12 protein-coding genes and 1 tRNA gene are annotated in these 16,127 nt (G+C 67.5%); 5 read left to right on the top strand and 8 right to left on the bottom strand.

Going from position 1 to position 16,127, the window contains the following annotated elements:
• From WB508_RS02460 to WB508_RS02450, 3 genes are all read left to right on the top strand, one after another.
• Window positions 1-647: branched-chain amino acid ABC transporter permease (locus WB508_RS02460; protein ID WP_423843289.1), on the top strand; the 647-nt coding region annotated here is incomplete at its 5' end.
• Window positions 644-1,450, top strand: coding sequence for an ABC transporter ATP-binding protein (locus WB508_RS02455; protein WP_423843288.1), 807 nt, complete (start codon window positions 644-646; stop codon window positions 1,448-1,450). The genes WB508_RS02460 and WB508_RS02455, both read left to right, overlap by 4 nt.
• The gene (locus tag WB508_RS02450) at window positions 1,447-2,154 is read left to right on the top strand and encodes an ABC transporter ATP-binding protein (protein WP_423843287.1); all 708 of its coding nucleotides are present in this window, start codon (window positions 1,447-1,449) and stop codon (window positions 2,152-2,154) included. The genes WB508_RS02455 and WB508_RS02450 overlap by 4 nt, the downstream gene beginning before the upstream one ends.
• A gap of 77 nt (window positions 2,155-2,231) precedes the next feature.
• Here the strand turns inward: WB508_RS02450 and WB508_RS02445 are convergent.
• Window positions 2,232-2,307, bottom strand: a tRNA-Thr gene (locus WB508_RS02445).
• A 94-nt stretch (window positions 2,308-2,401) separates the two neighbouring features.
• On the opposite strand from WB508_RS02445, the gene WB508_RS02440 reads away from it, so the two are divergent.
• Window positions 2,402-2,689 (top strand): chorismate mutase, encoded by a 288-nt coding sequence (locus tag WB508_RS02440; protein ID WP_423843286.1) that lies wholly within the window; start codon window positions 2,402-2,404, stop codon window positions 2,687-2,689.
• Between the two features lie 134 nt (window positions 2,690-2,823).
• Here WB508_RS02440 and WB508_RS02435 read toward each other — a convergent pair whose 3' ends face one another.
• The 7 genes from WB508_RS02435 to WB508_RS02405 all read right to left on the bottom strand — a co-directional run bounded on the left by WB508_RS02435 (window position 2,824) and on the right by WB508_RS02405 (window position 13,603).
• Entirely contained in the window at window positions 2,824-4,356 is a 1,533-nt protein-coding gene (locus WB508_RS02435) for an alpha/beta hydrolase (RefSeq protein WP_423843285.1), read from the bottom strand.
• Window positions 4,353-5,510: a DNA polymerase III subunit delta' gene (locus WB508_RS02430; RefSeq protein ID WP_423843284.1), complete on the bottom strand. Its 1,158-nt coding sequence runs from the start codon at window positions 5,508-5,510 to the stop codon at window positions 4,353-4,355. The genes WB508_RS02435 and WB508_RS02430 overlap by 4 nt, the downstream gene beginning before the upstream one ends.
• Window positions 5,507-6,145: a dTMP kinase gene (tmk, locus tag WB508_RS02425; RefSeq protein WP_423843283.1), complete on the bottom strand. Its 639-nt coding sequence runs from the start codon at window positions 6,143-6,145 to the stop codon at window positions 5,507-5,509. The genes WB508_RS02430 and tmk overlap by 4 nt, the downstream gene beginning before the upstream one ends.
• Window positions 6,146-6,230: 85 nt before the next feature.
• Window positions 6,231-8,942, bottom strand: a complete 2,712-nt coding sequence (gene topA / locus WB508_RS02420; RefSeq protein WP_423843290.1) for a type I DNA topoisomerase — start codon at window positions 8,940-8,942, stop codon at window positions 6,231-6,233.
• 266 nt (window positions 8,943-9,208) lie between these two features.
• Window positions 9,209-10,672 carry a DUF7059 domain-containing protein gene (locus WB508_RS02415; protein WP_423843282.1) on the bottom strand — a complete coding sequence of 488 codons (1,464 nt, stop codon included), beginning with the start codon at window positions 10,670-10,672 and terminating at the stop codon, window positions 9,209-9,211.
• 73 nt (window positions 10,673-10,745) lie between these two features.
• Window positions 10,746-13,163 carry a sodium-translocating pyrophosphatase gene (locus tag WB508_RS02410; RefSeq protein WP_423843281.1) on the bottom strand — a complete coding sequence of 806 codons (2,418 nt, stop codon included), beginning with the start codon at window positions 13,161-13,163 and terminating at the stop codon, window positions 10,746-10,748.
• A 98-nt stretch (window positions 13,164-13,261) separates the two neighbouring features.
• Window positions 13,262-13,603 (bottom strand): STAS domain-containing protein, encoded by a 342-nt coding sequence (locus WB508_RS02405; protein ID WP_423843280.1) that lies wholly within the window; start codon window positions 13,601-13,603, stop codon window positions 13,262-13,264.
• Between the two features lie 88 nt (window positions 13,604-13,691).
• On the opposite strand from WB508_RS02405, the gene WB508_RS02400 reads away from it, so the two are divergent.
• Window positions 13,692-16,007 carry a DEAD/DEAH box helicase gene (locus WB508_RS02400; protein ID WP_423843279.1) on the top strand — a complete coding sequence of 772 codons (2,316 nt, stop codon included), beginning with the start codon at window positions 13,692-13,694 and terminating at the stop codon, window positions 16,005-16,007.
• Window positions 16,008-16,127 lie beyond the last annotated feature (120 nt).

The following is a 16,127-nucleotide window of genomic DNA, read 5'->3' as shown; positions in this document are numbered from 1 at the left end:
GCCCTGTGGCGGTCAGAGCACGTGGCGTGCCTTTCTTGATGATCACGCTGGCCATCGGCGAGATCGGGTACAGCGCAGCGGGCCGTCTGGACGGGATCACCCGTGGCACCGACGGATTCTCCGGGATCCCGCCTGTCGTGGCGGCGCCGGGCATGACTCCCCTCGTCCAGGACGGCCTCGTGTATTACTACGTCCTGGTCATGTTCCTGCTGCTGTACGGCCTGGTGGCATTGCTGGTGCGCTCGCCGTTCGGGTTGACGTTGCGCGGCATCCGCGACAACGAGGAACGGCTCCGAGCAGTCGGGTACAACACGACCGCGTACGCTCTGGCCGCGTACTGCATCGCCGGCGCCCTGGCTGGCGCGGCTGGTTCTTTGTGGACATCGACCCAGAACTTCGTCGCCCCCGGCGACATGGGCTTTCAGGTAGCCGCCCTGGCGCTATTGGCGGTGGTGATCGGCGGCCTCGGTTCGATGTGGGGCAGCGTCGTCGGCGCGGCCGTCGTCATCCTGACTCGCGACTACATCGGTGGCTACTTCCCCGGACATGGCACCTTGCTGCTTGGCATCGTGTTCGTGGTGGCGGTCTACACCTTGCCGCGAGGACTCGCGGGTCTGCGACGACCGCATGCCGAGGTCCGGCCATGACGACACCCATGCTTGAGCTGCGCGGGGTCTCCCGACACTTCGGATCCCTCAAGGCGGTCGAGGACGTCTCGTTCTCCGTCGCGCCGGGAAGTCGCCATGCGGTGATCGGACCCAACGGAGCGGGCAAGTCCACGCTGTTCGCACTGATTGCCGGGACCCACGCCGCGACCACCGGATCGGTCCTCCTGAACGGCGACGACGTGACTGGGGTCGCCGAGCATCAACGGGTGGCGCGAGGCCTTGCCCGCACCTTCCAGCACTCGTCTCTGTTTCTGACCGCGACCGTGGCCGAGAACCTCATGCTCGCCGCACAGCGTCGGGCTGGCCGCACGTCGTGGTCGATGTTCCGCCCTGCGACCAGGCAGACGACGCTCCTGGAGGATGGGCGCCAGCTCCTCGACCGGGTCGGACTTGCCGATCGTTCCTCGGACCGGGCCGGCGCGCTGTCGCACGGCGAGCGTCGCCAGCTCGAGGTGGCCGTGGCGCTTGCCTGCCGACCCCAGCTCCTCCTGCTCGACGAGCCAGCCGCTGGGATGTCGGCCTCGGAGACCGCCCGGTTGATGAGCTTGATCAAGAATCTTCCGTCCGAGGTCACCGTGATGATCGTCGAGCACGATCTGGATCTCGTGTTCGGCGTGGCCGACACCATGACGGTGCTCCATCTTGGCCAACATCTGGTGAGCGGCTCCCCCGCAGAGGTACGGGCGTCGCCCGAGGTCCAGAGCGCCTACCTGGGCGCTGAGAACACCAGCGAGCTGTTTCCCGACGATCCGAGCCCATCAGTGCCCGAGGCCCAGTCATGACCGATTTCCTGACAGTACGCGGCCTCCACGCAGGCTATGAAGGATCCACCGTCTTGCACGGCGTCGACCTCGATGTCGCCGAGGGCGGCGTCGTCGCGCTGCTGGGTCGCAATGGCGTCGGCAAGTCGACCCTGATCAACACCCTCATGGGTCTGGTCCCCAGCGACAGCGGTTCGGTGCTGATCGATGGCCACGAGGTCGCGGGGCGACGTCCCGATGTCGTCGCCGCCAGGGGCGTTGCACTCGTCCCTCAGGGCCGGCGGATCTTCGCTCCGTTGACGGTCGACGAGCATCTGGCGATCAGTGGCAGACGGTCCAAAAACGGCGCGTGGTCCCGTGCACGAGTTCTCGACCTGCTTCCGCGCCTCGGTGAGCGACTGCGCCATCGCGGCGACCAGCTGTCCGGCGGCGAGCAGCAGATGCTGGCCATCGCTCGCGCTCTGTTGAGCAATCCGCGGCTCATGCTTCTGGACGAGCCGTCCGACGGGTTGGCGCCGGGCATCGTCGCGCAGGTCGGCGACGTGGTGCGAGACATGTGCACCGGCGGCATGACCGTCCTGCTGGTCGAGCAGGATCTTCGGCTGGCCTTCTCGGTGGCTGACCGCATCGCCGTGATGGAGAAGGGACGCATCGTCCTCAACACGACCACGGCTGACTTTCGCTCCGATGCCGAACGCGCCCGCTCGCTGCTGGGTGTCGGCTGAGCCACACAGTCGCTCCGCTGAACTGCGCTAGAGATCCTGGGAACAATGTCGCCGACAGTCCTGCACGACGCAGATCGTGGAGCCGCCTGTCGGAATCGAACCGACGACCTTTTCATTACGAGTGAAACGCTCTACCGACTGAGCTAAGGCGGCCAATGGTCCAGCGGGGATCACCCGCCGAACCGGAACGAGTCTACCCACTGCGCGGCTCAGTGCCGCATCGGGCCGTCACCGTAGACTCGGTGCCGTGAGCGACGACGTGCAGACCGAGCTGGAAGAGATCCGGGCGAGCATCGACAACATCGATGCGGCGCTGATCCACGTGCTGGCCGAGCGTTTCAAGTACACCAAGCGCGTCGGCCGACTCAAGGCCGATCACGACATGCCGCCAGCCGACACCGACCGCGAGGCCCGCCAGATCGCCCGCCTCCGCGATCTCGCCGACGCGGCCGACCTCGATCCGGCCTTCGCCGAGAAGTTCTTGACGTTCATCATCGACGAGGTCATCCGGCACCACGAAGCCATCCGCGTCTGACCCCTGCTCCTGTCGGAGCTGCACCGATCAGTTCAGGCCCATGGCGTTGACCGAAGACCATCCTGACGTCCGTGCAGTCGAGTCCGAGGACATGGCTGCCTCGCTCGCGAAATCGTTGAGCCAGCCTGCCACGGTCATTCCGCGCAGATGGTGCCGTCCTTCGGCACCGTGCCCTTGACCAGGTAGGCATCGACGGCCTGGGTGATGCACTGGTTGCCTGAGCTGTAGGCGGTGTGACCGTCACCCTCGCGAGTGAGCAACACGCCAGACTCGAGCTGGTCGGCGAGCTCGACGGCTGACTCATAGGGCGTCGCCGGGTCGCGGGTGGTGCCGATCACGACGATCGGCGCAGCGCCCTTGGCCGGCACGGCGCCTTGCGGGGTCGTGGGCTTGATCGGCCAGTCCGTGCACCCGAACGCACCCCACCCCAGCGCACGCCCGAACACCGGCGACGCCTGGACGAAGTCCGGCAGGGCCGCGCGCACGGTGTCGATGTCCGGGGCGTCGGCTGAGTCAAGACAGGTGACGGCGTAGATGACCTGACCAATGTTGTCGGCGTACCGACCGTCGGACTGGCGGCTGAAGTAGGCGTCGGACAGCGCCAGCAGCACGGTACCGTCCGATGCCTCCAACGCCTGGGTGAGCGCCTGGGTGAGGACTGGCCAGCTCTGCTCGTCATAGAGCGGGAGAGCGAGGCCGTAGAACGCCTGCCCCTCAGTGAGAACGCGATCACCTGTGGTCTTCAGCGGCTGGGAATCGAGCCGGTCGAGCAGGTCAGTGGCCGCCTGACGGGCTTCGATGACCGAGGACCCCAGCGGGCAGTCACCCTGGGCGATGCAGGCCTCTGCGTACGCGTCGAACGCCCGCTGGAAACCGGTGGCCTGCCCCAGTGACGCCTCGATGCTCGACTCCAGCGGGTCGACGGCGCCGTCGAGCACCATGCGACCGACCCGTTGGGGAAACAGGTTGGCGTAGGTGGCTCCCAGCTGGGTGCCGTAAGACGCTCCGAACCAGTCGAAGGTCGTGCGACCCAGCAGCGCCCGCACCACATCCATGTCGCGGGCTGCTTCCTCCGTCGACACATGGGCCGCCAGCGCCCCAGACTGCTGCTGGCACGCCTCGCCGAGGTCGCTGACGCTCTGCCGCAGGGCCGTCACTTCACCGGGATCGTCGGGATCTGGATCGGTCTCGGTGAAGGCGTCGAACTGGCGGTCGGACAAGCACTCCAGCGGTGTGCTCTCGCCGACACCGCGTGGATCGACACCCACCACGTCGTACATGTCGGTGACCGTGCTGCCGAACTGACGTGACATGGAGGCGGCATAGTCGATCGCTGAGCCGCCGGGGCCACCCGGGTTGACGAAGATCGAGCGTGCGGCGGAGCCTTTCTCTGCCGGGTAGAGCCGCACGGCAAGCGTGAGCGTCTCGGCGGAGGGGTCGGCATAGTCGATCGGCACGGTGACCTTGGTGCACTGGGCCGGGCCGCAGTCCTGCCAGGTGAGGTCCTGCTCGTAGAACCGGGCCAGGGGGGCGTCGACGGACTCGCCGGTGGGGCGGGGCGCCTCCCACTGCTGGCGATCCACCACCTGCCACGTGACGACGACCGCCAAGATGGCTGCTGCGGCGAGGACTGCCGCGATGATGGTGAGACGAGTGCGGGTGGTCATGGGCGAAGCTCCAGCATCATGCGTTCAAGGGCCAGCAACGGGGCCGCGTTGGCGGCCAACGCCTCACGACAGTTCACGATCGCATCGATGGTGCGGATCGTCGACTCAGGGGTCCACCGTCGGGACAGGTCAGCGATCGTCTCGATGGCGTCGGCGTTGACGAAGTCGGTGCGCGCCCCACACTGCGAAGCCGCCACATCGCGGCACAACGACAACAGGTCCAGCAGAACTCCATCGATCGAGTCGAGGGACAGCCGCTTGCGGCGGCGCGTCTGGTCCTTCTCCAGGGCGGAGAGCGCCCCCGCGTAGCCAGCGGGACGGCGGCCACGCTCCTCGACGCCCCATGTCTGGCGCAGATCGCTGAGCTCGTCGGCTTCGGAGTCATCGGCTCGTCCGGACGCATGCGCCGTGGCAGCCTCGACGACGGTCTGTGCGGCTGCGACGCAGTCGCCGACCGTGCGCAGCTCAAGCGGGAGCGCGAGGATGTTGCGGCGTCGCTGGCGGGCCTCGGGATCGCGAGCAAGTCCGCGGGCCCGCCCGATGTGACCTTGCGAGGCGGCCGCCGTGGCCTCGGCCAGATCCGGTTCGATGCCGTCTCGCTCGATGAGCAACCGAGCAATGTCGGCCGTGGGCGGGGTGCGCAGGAGCACCGGACGGCAGCGCGAACGGATCGTGATGACGACGTCCTCGAGAGCTGGCGCGCACAACATCCAGATGGCGTGGGCGGACGGTTCCTCGATGGCCTTGAGCAGTGCATTGGCGGCCTGGTCGGTGAGACGGTCAGCATCCTCGACGATCATGATCTGCCAACGCCCGACGGCTGGCCGAAGCGCCGCCCGGCGCACCTGATCGCGTGCGGTGTCGACGCCGATGGACAGACCAGCGGTGTTGATCAGGGTGATGTCCGGGTGACTCCCGGCGCGCGCCGTGGTGCAGGACTGACAGTGACCGCATCCCCCCACGTCGCACTGCAGGGCGGCAGCAAAGGCCCGCGCCGCATTGGACCGTCCCGAGCCCGGTGGCCCGGTGAACAACCACGCGTGCGTCATGGACCGGCCCTCGCCGGACGACGACGCGACCGCCGCCTGCAAGATCTCCACCACGGGCTCCTGCCCCACGAGGTCAGACCACACCGGGCCGGGCGGATGAGTCATCGAGCCTGTCCCAGCCAGGGCTCGACAGCCGGTCGGATGTCGGCGTGCACCGCGTCGGCCGAGCCGCCCGCCGGCACCACCAGGTAGTGCTCGGGATCGCGCACCGCGAGGTCGATGAAACCCTGCCGGACCCGCTGGTGGAACTCCAACGGCTCAGCCTCGATGCGGTCGGCGCCGTCGAATCGAGCGAGCCCCATCGCAGGGTCGATGTCGAGCACGACAGTCAGGTGAGGTCGCAGCGATCGGGTGGCCCAACGTGCCACCTGCTCGACCTCGTCGACCTCCAGCGCCCGGCCGGCACCCTGGTAGGCCAGCGCCGAATCGACGTAGCGGTCGGTGATCACGATCTTGCCTGCCTCCAGCGCCGGCAGCACCACCTGATCGACGTGCTCGGCCTTGTCCGCGGCGTACAGCAGCGCCTCGGTGCGCGGCGACAGGTCGCCGGTCTCGTGCCCCAGCACGATGGACCGCAGGATCGACCCGATCTCGGTTCCTCCGGGTTCGCGGGTGAGCAGCACCGTGTGGCCGAGGCTCTTGAGCCACCGCACCAACAACTCGGCTTGAGTGGACTTGCCGCCGCCCTCGCCGCCCTCGAGGGCGATGAACACCCCTGTGTCGGTGAAGAACGGCTGCATGGGGCGAGCCTAGTCGGCGAGTGCGACCGGCACGATCCCGGTGAGCCAGCACACCCACCGCGGTGCGCCGCTCGCGAGTCCGGGGTCAGGACTTCTTCGCAGCGGCTTTCTTCGCAGCCGTCTTCGTCGTGGCGGTCTTCTTGGCGCCCGCCTTCTTGGCTGGTGTCTTCTTCTTGGCGGCCTTCTTGGTGGTCTTCTTGCCGCCCTTCTTGGCCGGACCCTTGGCGCGGCGCTCGGCGAGCAGCTCGAAGGCGCGCTCGGGAGTCAGGGTCTCGAGGCTGTCGTCCTTGCGCAGCGTGGCGTTGTACTCGCCGTCGGTCACGTACATGCCGAACCGGCCGTCCTTGGCCACGACTGGGGATCCGCTGACCGGGTCCTCGCCCAGCTCCTTGAGCGGGGCGGCGGCGGCCTTGCGGCCGTAGGTCTTGGGCTGGCTGTAGATCTCGAGGGCCCGTTCGACCGTGATGGTGAACAGCTCCTCCTCCTTCTCCAGCGAGCGGGAATCGGTGCCCTTCTTGAGATAAGGGCCGTAGCGACCGTTCTGTGCGGTGATCTCAACGCCCTCGGCGTCGACGCCGACGATCCGCGGCAGCGTGAGCAGCTGCACGGCTTCGTCGAGGGTGATCAGATCCAGCGACATGGTCTGGAACAGGCTTGCGGTGCGCGGCTTGTCCGTCTTCTTGGCACCGTCGGGCAGGGCCTCGGTGACAAAGGGTCCGTATCGGCCGTTGCGCACCGTGACCATGAGTCCCGTGTCGGGATGCAGACCAAGCTCCTTTTCCATGCCGGCAGGCGTGGCGAGCAGCTCCTTGGCCTTCTCCAGCGTCAGCTCGTCCGGCGGCAGGTCTTCGGGCACGTTGCCACGCGTGGGCACGCGCTTGCCCTCATCGTCCTCGGAGAACGGCGGACCCTCGACATACGGTCCGTAGCGACCCACGCGAACATTGATGTCCTCGCCCAACGGGAACGTGGCCAAACCGCGGGCATCGATGTCGGGCAGATTCTCAACCAGGTACTTCAGGCCGGTGTTGCCCTCGCCCTCGCCAGCCCAGAACTGTTGGAGCACGTTGACGCGGTCCTCGCGACCGCCGGCAACCTCGTCCAGCACGTCCTCGAGCTCGGCGGTGAATGAGTACTCGATCAATCGGCCGAAGTGCTGCTCGAGCAGCCGGATGACACTGAACGCGATCCAGGCCGGCACCAAGGCGGTGCCCTTCTTGTACACGTAGCCGCGGTTCTGGATGGTGCCGATGATCGAGGCGTAGGTGGACGGACGACCGATCTCGCGGTCCTCCAGCTCCTTGATCAGCGTGGCCTCGTTGAAGCGCGCACGCGGCTTGGTCTGGTGGCCGGCTCGGCCCAGATCGACTGCGGTGACGGCGGCACCCTCGACCAGGTTCGGCAGCTTGGTCTGCTTGTCGTCGCCCTCGGTGTCGTCATCAGTGCTCTCGACATACGCCTTGAGGAAGCCGTCGAACGTGATGGTGCGGCCCGAGCTGGCGAACTCGACCTTCTCACCGGTCTGCGCCTCGGCACCGATCCGGATCGAGACGCTGTTGCCGCGGGCGTCTTGCATCTGCGAGGCAATCGTGCGCTTCCAGATCAGGTCGTACAGTCGCGCCTCGTCGCCGGACAGTCCGGCTTGCTGCGGTGTCTTGAACTTCTCGCCGGCGGGGCGGATGGCCTCGTGGGCCTCCTGCGCGTTCTTGACCTTGCCGGAGTAGATGCGGGGCTTTTCGGGTAGATATTCCTTGCCGTACAGCTCGGCGACCTGCGAGCGCGCGGCCGTGATGGCGGTCTGCGACAGCGTGATCGAGTCGGTGCGCATGTAGGTGATCAGGCCGCTCTCGTACAGGCGCTGGGCGACCTGCATGGTGCGGGCGGCTCCGAAGCCAAACTTGCGCGAGGCGTCCTGCTGCATCGTGGTGGTGCGGAACGGCGCGTAGGGCTTGCGGGTGTACGGCTTGGACTCGACCGACGCGACCGAGAACGGCTGGTCGCGCAGCCCGTCGGCCAGCGCTCCTGCGGCGATCTCGTCGAGATGGACCACCTTGTCGGTGGTCAGGTTGCCCGAGTTGTCGAAGCTGCTGCCGTTCGCGACGCGCTTGCCGTCGACCGTCGAGAGCTTGGCCGGGAACTGACGCGGGTCGTGGCCGTCGCCGGCGTCGAAGGTCGCCTCGAGGTCCCAGTAGGAGGCCATCGAGAACGCCATGCGGTCACGCTCACGCTCCACCACCAGGCGGGTGGCGACCGACTGCACGCGGCCGGCGGACAAGCCGCTCATGACCTTCTTCCAGAGCACCGGGCTGACCTCGTAGCCATACAGGCGATCCAGGATGCGGCGGGTCTCCTGAGCGTCGACGAGATTCATGTCGACGTCACGCGGATTGGCCATCGCGTGCAGAATCGCTTCCTTGGTGATCTCGTTGAACACGATGCGCTTGACCGGGACCTTGGGCTTCAGCTCATCGAGCAGGTGCCACGCGATGGCTTCACCCTCGCGGTCCTCATCTGTCGCCAGGACGAGCTCATCGGCATCCTTGAGCAGCCGCTTGAGCTTGGTCATCTGGCTCTTCTTCTCCGCCGACACCACGTAGACCGGCTCGAAGCCGTCGTCAATGTTGACGCCGAGCCGAGCCCAGGACTCGCCCTTGAAAGCAGCCGGGATCTCGTCGGCGCCGCGCGGGAGGTCGCGAATGTGCCCGACGGATGCGTCCACGACGTAGCCGTCGCCGAGGTATCCCGCGATGCTGCGGACCTTGTTCGGTGACTCGACGATCACGAGGCTGGTCAACAGATGGCTCCAAAGGGGTGTCGTGCAGGGGCGGGACGGTGCATACGCTAACGCCTGCTGTCAAGGGGTCTGACCGCCCGGGGTGCGATCTGATCCGCAGCACTTGTGCCGTGGTTCAACCAGCTCGCGGCGCGACGGATCGGTGCAGCATGCCCGGGAGCGCCGCCTGGACCGCATGGTGGCCATGATCGAATCAGACGATCAGCCGTCGATCGACCTGAGCGCTCGCGGTCATGCAGCTGCGCCCGGCGACAGCGCTCTGACCTTCGTCAGAGGTCGAGAAAGCCATCGACGACGAGGTCGCGGACGGCAGGCAGGTGGGTGGTGCGCAGGTCGTCGCGCGCCAGCAGCGAGCCGATGGCGTCCAGGATCTGACCCACGGACAGGTCTCCGTCGCAGGCGCCCACCAGGGCAGCCTCGACGGTGTCGACCTGTCGGGTGCGTCGCACGCCCTGCTGCAGCTGGAGGATCACCTGCTCGGGGTCCTCGGCGCCCACTGGCCCGCGGGTCTGCTGCACCTGCGCCGGAGTGGCGCGCAGATGTCGGGCCAGCAGATCCTCGTCGCTCACACCCCGCAGCTCGTCGACGACCCGTCCCCACCGGGCCACCGTCGGACCGACCGGTGGTGCGATCTCTCCGGCCCACTCCTCCAACCGCAGCGTCGGCGTCGTCTCGGTGCGGCGCAGAGACAGCCATCCGAAGCCGACACCCGTGATGCCCTCTGACTCGAACCAGCTCAGCCATTCGTCGTACCGACGGGTGTGCTCGGGACCGGCTGCCACGCCGGCGTCCGAGAGCCACATCTCGACGTACTCAGCGGGGTCGACCTGCTCGCGTTGCACCACCCAGGAGTCGAGATCGTGACCCTCCAGCCAGCTCGCGATGTCGTCGGTCCAGTCCGAGCCAGACCGATGAGCCCAGTTGGCCAGGATCTGGCACCACCCGCCCGGGTTGAGGTGGTCGAACGCGCGCTCGACCAGGTGGCGCACCACGGCGTCGCCCGGCATTCCTGAGTCGCGGTACACCAGCACCTCACTGCCCGGCGGTGAGATCACGAAGGGCGGGTTGGTGGCGATCAGATCGAATCGCTCCCCCGCGACGGGGTCGAACAGGCTGCCGTCGCGGACGTCGATCTCGACCTCGTTCAGCGCTGCGGTGAGACGTGCCATGTCCAGGGCGCGCGGGTTGACGTCAGTCGCCACGACCCGGTGCGCGTGCTGGGCCAGATGCAGCGCCTGCACCCCGCACCCGGTGCCGAGGTCGAGAGCCGATTCGACGTTTTCGCGAATGACCAGCTGGGCCAGGCTCGACGACGCCTCGCTGATGCCGAGCACGTGCTGCGGGTCCATCGCCGACACCGCCCGACCCAGGCCTGGAGTGGCGTCGCAGACGACCCACCAGTCGTGGTCCTCGTCGCCATACGGACGCAGATCGACCAACGCCCGCACGTGACCCCCGGACCTCAGCAACAGTCCGCCCGCCACCAGAGGGTCGACCAGGCCCGGCAGAGCGCGCTCCGCATCCGCGGCGGGTACCTCTACCTGGAGCGTGAACAACCGCACGAGCGTGGCCAGAGCTGAGCCATCGCGAGTCGCGCGCAGCGCCGGCACCACCTGATTGCGGCCCAGTGCGTGGTGCGCCTGGTCCCCGAGCATCGCGTACGTCGCGTCGGCGGTGAATTCAGCCGCCGCAAGAGCGATGCGCAGGCTGTCGGTGGTCTCGGTGTCCAGCACGTGCACCACCCTTGCACGCCGTACGCAAAGGCCCGCCCACCCCACAGGGGTGGACGGGCCGATGGTTCGAGCGTCAGCTCGCGGTGACCTCCACCGGAACGTCGTTGCTGTCCGTCTCCAGCGCGATCGGGCGACGCTTGGAGATGTAGACCGCCACCACGATGATCGCGACGGACACGCCAGCGATGACGTAACGCGTGATGGCGCTCTCGTCGGCGCCGTAGGCGTACTTGATGATCAACGGCGTGGCGAGCAGCGCCACCAGGTTCATCACCTTCAGCAGCGGGTTGATCGCCGGACCGGCGGTGTCCTTGAACGGATCGCCCACGGTGTCGCCGATGATCGTGGCCTCGTGCGCCAGCGATCCCTTGCCACCATGGTTGCCGTCCTCGACCAGCTTCTTGGCGTTGTCCCACGCGCCACCTGCGTTGGCCAGGAAGACCGCCATCAGCAGACCGGTACCGATCGCACCGGCGAGGAACGCACCGAGCGAGCCGATGCCGAGACCGAAGCCGACGGCGATCGGGGCGAAGATCGCCAAGATGCCCGGCGTCGCCAGCTCACGCAGCGAATCGCGCGTGCAGATGTCGACAACCTTGCCGTACTCGGGACGGCCAGTGCCCTCCATGATGCCCGGGATCTCGCGGAACTGACGACGGACTTCGTAGACCACGGCGCCCGCTGCTCGACCGACCGCGCTGATGGCGAGGCCGGAGAACAAGAACACCACGGCGGCACCGAGGATCAGACCGACCAAGATGCTCGGATCGGCGACGTTGAAGATGCCCTGCAGAGCGTAGACCTCGATGACCTTCAGGCTGCCGACGTCGGGCGACTCGATCAGACCCGAGTCCTCGACGGCCTGGGTGATCGAGCTGGTGAGCGAGCCGAACAGTGCGGTCGCGGCCAGCACGGCCGTGGCGATCGCGATGCCCTTGGTGATGGCCTTGGTGGTGTTGCCGACGGCGTCCAGCTCGGTGAGGATCTGTGCACCCTCCTCGTCGACGTCGCCGGACATCTCCGCGATGCCCTGGGCGTTGTCGCTGACCGGGCCGAAGGTGTCCATGGCGACGATGACGCCGACCGTGGTGAGCAGACCGCAACCGGCCAGTGCCACCGCGAACAGTGCCACGACCAGCGAGCCGCTGCCGAGCAGGAACGCGCCGAAGACAGCCGCAGCGATCACGATCGCGGTGTAGACCGCCGACTCGAAGCCGACCGCGAGGCCGGACAGGATGACGGTGGCAGCACCGGTGAGTGACGTCTTGCCGACATCCCTGACCGGGCGGGTCTCGGTGCCGGTGAAGTAGCCGGTCAGCGCGAGGATGATGGCTGCCAGCACGATGCCGATGAGGACCGCCAGGATCGCGATCATCCGCGGGTTGGCGTCGAGGCCGGGGGCCTCCTGGCCGCCCTGCTGCGCCAGGCTGACGATCAAGGTGTTGACGTCGATGCCCGGCAGCTCGGCATCGCTGAACTTGGACGGGAGCAGCAGGAACGCGGCCCCGATCGAAGCCGCAGCGGAGACGATCGCGGTGATGTAGAAGGAGCGGTTGATCGTGGTGAGTCCGCCCTCGCCAGCGCGGGGACGGGTGATGTACACACCGAGGATCGCGGTCAGTGCACCGATGGCCGGGATGACCAGCGGGAACACGAGGCCGACCTCGCCGAAGGCGACTGAGCCGAGGATCAGCGCGGCGACCAAGGTCACGGCGTAGGACTCGAACAAATCGGCTGCCATGCCGGCGCAGTCGCCGACGTTGTCGCCCACGTTGTCCGCGATCGTCGCGGCGTTGCGGGGATCGTCCTCCGGAATGTTCTGCTCGACCTTGCCGACGAGGTCGGCGCCGACGTCAGCAGCCTTGGTGAAGATGCCGCCGCCAACTCGCATGAACATGGCGAGCAACGCAGCGCCGAAGCCGAAGCCTTCGAGGACCTCGGGGGCGTCGCCGGTGTAGATGAGCACGATGGCGCCGGCGCCGAGGAGGCCGAGGCCCACCGTCAGCATGCCGACGGTGCCGCCGGTGCGGAAGGCGATGCGCATGGCGACTTCGCGGCCCTCGTTCTGGGCGGCCGCAGCCACGCGGATGTTGGCGCGTGTTGCGAGCCACATGCCGAGATAACCGATCAACGCGGAGAATCCGGCGCCGAGCAGCAGGGCGACGTAACGACCGATCTTGATCTTCCAGTCGTTGTCCCAGCCGAGCACGGCGGCGTCGAGCGCGACCAGCATGAGCAGCGCCAGGACGGCGAAGACTGCCAGGGTCCTGAACTGCCGGCTCAGGTAGGCGGCTGCGCCTTCCTGCACGGCTTGGCCGATGTCCTGCATCTTCTCGGTGCCGTCAGGTGCCTTGAGCACCTGGGCGCGAAAGACGCCCGCCATGATGAGAGCCAGAGCGCCGACAGCCACGACTGCGTACAAGTAGTACGAGTTCTTGTCCGAGAAGTCGAGGTCTCCGCCCACTGCCGCAACGAATGTCGCGTGAGTCATTAATCCTCCAGAGGTAAGGCAAGACAGATCGCGCCCCTGACAGGCAGGGACGCCGTGACGCAGGTTACATGCCTCAACCGTGGCAGGACGAAACGGGGTCAGCCGTGTGCGGCACGCGCCTCGTCGACCGTCGCGTGCAGACCGAAGACCTTGTCGAGTCCTGTGATCTCGAAGATCTTGAGGATGCGTTCCTGCGTGCACACGATGTCCAGGGAGCCACCATCGCCCCGGACCCGCTTCAGTGCACCGACCAGGACGCCGAGGCCCGTGGAGTCGAGGAAGTCGACCTTCTGGACGTCGATGATCAATCGGTGCTGCCCGTCATCGATCGCCGCGACGATCGATTCGCGCAGGCGCGGAGCGGTGTAGACGTCGATCTCGCCGCCGATCTCGATGACGGTGAACGGATCGACTGTGCGTGAGGTGATCGTGAGTTCCATCCTCACCCTTTCTGGTCCGCTCTCCGTCTGCACAGAAAGTCAATCACACGGGACGCAGCCGTGCTGATCGGTCTGGGAGACTCGACCCGTGGATCCTGCCGACCTGCTGCTGCGGTATCCCGAACGGGTCACCCACGTCGAGCACGTGCCGGCTCGCGAGGCGGTGATCGAACCGTGGCCTGCATGGATCGACCCGCAGGTTCGAGCCGTCTTCGAGGCGGAGGGCATCGCGACGGTGTGGGGCCATCAGGCCGAGGCCATGGAGCACCTGCGAGCCGGACGGCACGTCGTGATCTCGACCGGCACGGCCTCGGGCAAGTCACTGGCGTTCCAAGCACCTGCGTTGACATCGCTGGTGGCGGGACGCACCGGGAGCGGGCTGCACGGCCATCGGCGACCCACGGTGCTCTATCTCGCACCCACCAAGGCACTTGCTGCCGACCAGCTGCGCCGACTGGCGCCAGCGGCACATCTGCTGCGGGCCGCGACGGTCGATGGCGACAACTCCCGCGAGGAACGCGTGTGGGCCCGCGGCCATGCCAACTATCTGCTGACCAACCCGGACACGTTGCACCATTCGATCCTTCCGGCCCATGAGCGGTGGGGACGTGTCCTCGGCGGGCTGACCCATGTCGTCGTCGACGAGTGCCACCACTACCGCGGCGTGTTCGGCGCGCACGTGGCTCACATCCTGCGCCGGTTGCGGCGGCTGTGCGAGCACCACGGCGCGGACCCGTTGTTCGTGCTGTCGTCGGCGACCGTGGCGGACCCGGAGGTGTTCGCCGAGCGGCTCACCGGCCTGGACATGTCAGCCGTCACCGACGACACCTCACCGCACGCCGCGCGGACCATCGCGTTGTGGGAACCACCCGTGATCGGCGGCACCACGTCTCAGGCTGAGGGGCCCGCCCTGGCTGGCATCCGTCGGTCAGCGACCTCAGAAGCGGCCGAGCTGATGACCGATCTGGTGATCGGACGCGTGCGCACCCTGACCTTCGTTCGATCGCGCCGTGGCGCCGAGACGGTCGCGGCAGCAGCGCAACGTCGACTCGCGGAGGTGGATCCCGAGCTCACGTCCCGGGTGGCCACCTACCGCGGCGGATATCTCCCGGAGGAGCGGCGCGAGCTGGAGAATCGGTTGCGCTCAGGCGATCTGCTCGGACTGGCCAGCACCAATGCGCTCGAGCTCGGCATCGACATCGCTGGACTCGACGCGGTGATCAGCGTCGGGTTCCCCGGCACGCGAGCCGCTCTGCACCAGCAGTTCGGGCGAGCTGGAAGGGCTGGCAAGGACTCCCTCGGCGTGCTCGTGGCGCGGGACGAGCCGATCGACACCTACCTGGTGCATCACCCCGAGGCCCTGTTCGGCGCACCCGTCGAGGCGTCGGTGTTCGACCCGGACAATCCCTACGTGCTCGGCCCACACCTGGCCGCCGCTGCGCAGGAGCTGCCGTTGACGGACAAAGACTTCGACACCTTCGGTCCGCGGGCGGAAGAGGGGGTTGCTGCGCTTGCAGCGGCCGGTTGGCTGCGCAAGCGTGACGCCGGGTGGTTCTGGACCAAGCGGGAGCGAGCCGGCGATCTGGCTGATCTGCGATCCAGCGGCGGCGCACCGGTGCAGATCGTCGATGACCCGACCGGCCGGCTGATCGGCACGGTGGACGCGGGGTCCGCCGACAGCCACGTGCACGCCGGCGCGGTCTACGTGCACCAAGGCGAGGTCTACCTCGTCGACGAGTACGACCTGGAGAACGGTGCTGCCATGGTGCACCGCGACAACCCGCCGTACTCGACACAAGCCCGCTCGGTGACCGAGGTGCAGATCACTGAGACCTTGCGATCGGAGCAGTGGGGACCGGCCGCGGTGTCCTTCGGGACCGTCGAGGTGCACAGCCAGGTCGTGTCCTTCCTCAAGCACAGCACCGAGACGCAGGGGGTCATCAGCGAAGATCCGTTGGTTCTTCCGGAACGCACCCTGCCCACGCAATCGGTCTGGTGGACGGTGGAGGCTGACTCCGTTGCTCGGGCGCTGGACAGTGCCGACGTGCCGGGCGCGGCCCACGCGGCCGAGCACGCCGCCATCGGACTGCTCCCACTGCTGGCCACCTGCGACCGCTGGGACATCGGCGGCCTGTCGACCGCACTGCACGCCGACACCGGACTGCTCACGGTGTTCGTCTACGACGGTCACCCCGGCGGAGCGGGCTTCGCCGAGCGCGGCCACGAGCTGGCGGCCCGGTGGCTGCAGATGACCCGCGACGCGATCGCCGGATGCGCGTGCCAGGACGGCTGTCCCGCGTGCATCGTGTCGCCCAAGTGCGGGAACGGCAACGATCCGCTCGACAAGGCCGGAGCAATCGTGCTGCTGGACCTCGTGCTGGCTGGAGCTCCCCCAACCCGCTAGATCGCGTCCTCGTGCTCGACGTCGTCAGTTGGTCTTCACATCGTGCTGTCATCTCGGTCCCAAGCGATTCATGGCCGAGAAGGAGTGAAGTAGGACTCGGGGGCTGCCCTGGCCCTTACG

The sequence above is a fragment of the Aeromicrobium sp. genome, from assembly GCF_049586495.1.
In the GTDB taxonomy this organism is placed as follows: Bacteria; Actinomycetota; Actinomycetes; order Propionibacteriales; family Nocardioidaceae; genus Aeromicrobium.
This window is presented reverse-complemented; position numbering and strand designations above follow the sequence as displayed.

Coding starts and splice junctions, on each gene's coding strand:
- WB508_RS02455 (WP_423843288.1), top strand. CDS start 644: ATGACGACACCCATGCTTGAGCTGCGCGGGGTCTCCCGACACTTCGGA.
- WB508_RS02450 (WP_423843287.1), top strand. CDS start 1,447: ATGACCGATTTCCTGACAGTACGCGGCCTCCACGCAGGCTATGAAGGA.
- WB508_RS02435 (WP_423843285.1), bottom strand. CDS start 4,356: ATGACCACCCGCACTCGTCTCACCATCATCGCGGCAGTCCTCGCCGCA.
- WB508_RS02430 (WP_423843284.1), bottom strand. CDS start 5,510: ATGACTCATCCGCCCGGCCCGGTGTGGTCTGACCTCGTGGGGCAGGAG.
- tmk (WP_423843283.1), bottom strand. CDS start 6,145: ATGCAGCCGTTCTTCACCGACACAGGGGTGTTCATCGCCCTCGAGGGC.
- WB508_RS02410 (WP_423843281.1), bottom strand. CDS start 13,163: ATGACTCACGCGACATTCGTTGCGGCAGTGGGCGGAGACCTCGACTTC.
- WB508_RS02405 (WP_423843280.1), bottom strand. CDS start 13,603: ATGGAACTCACGATCACCTCACGCACAGTCGATCCGTTCACCGTCATC.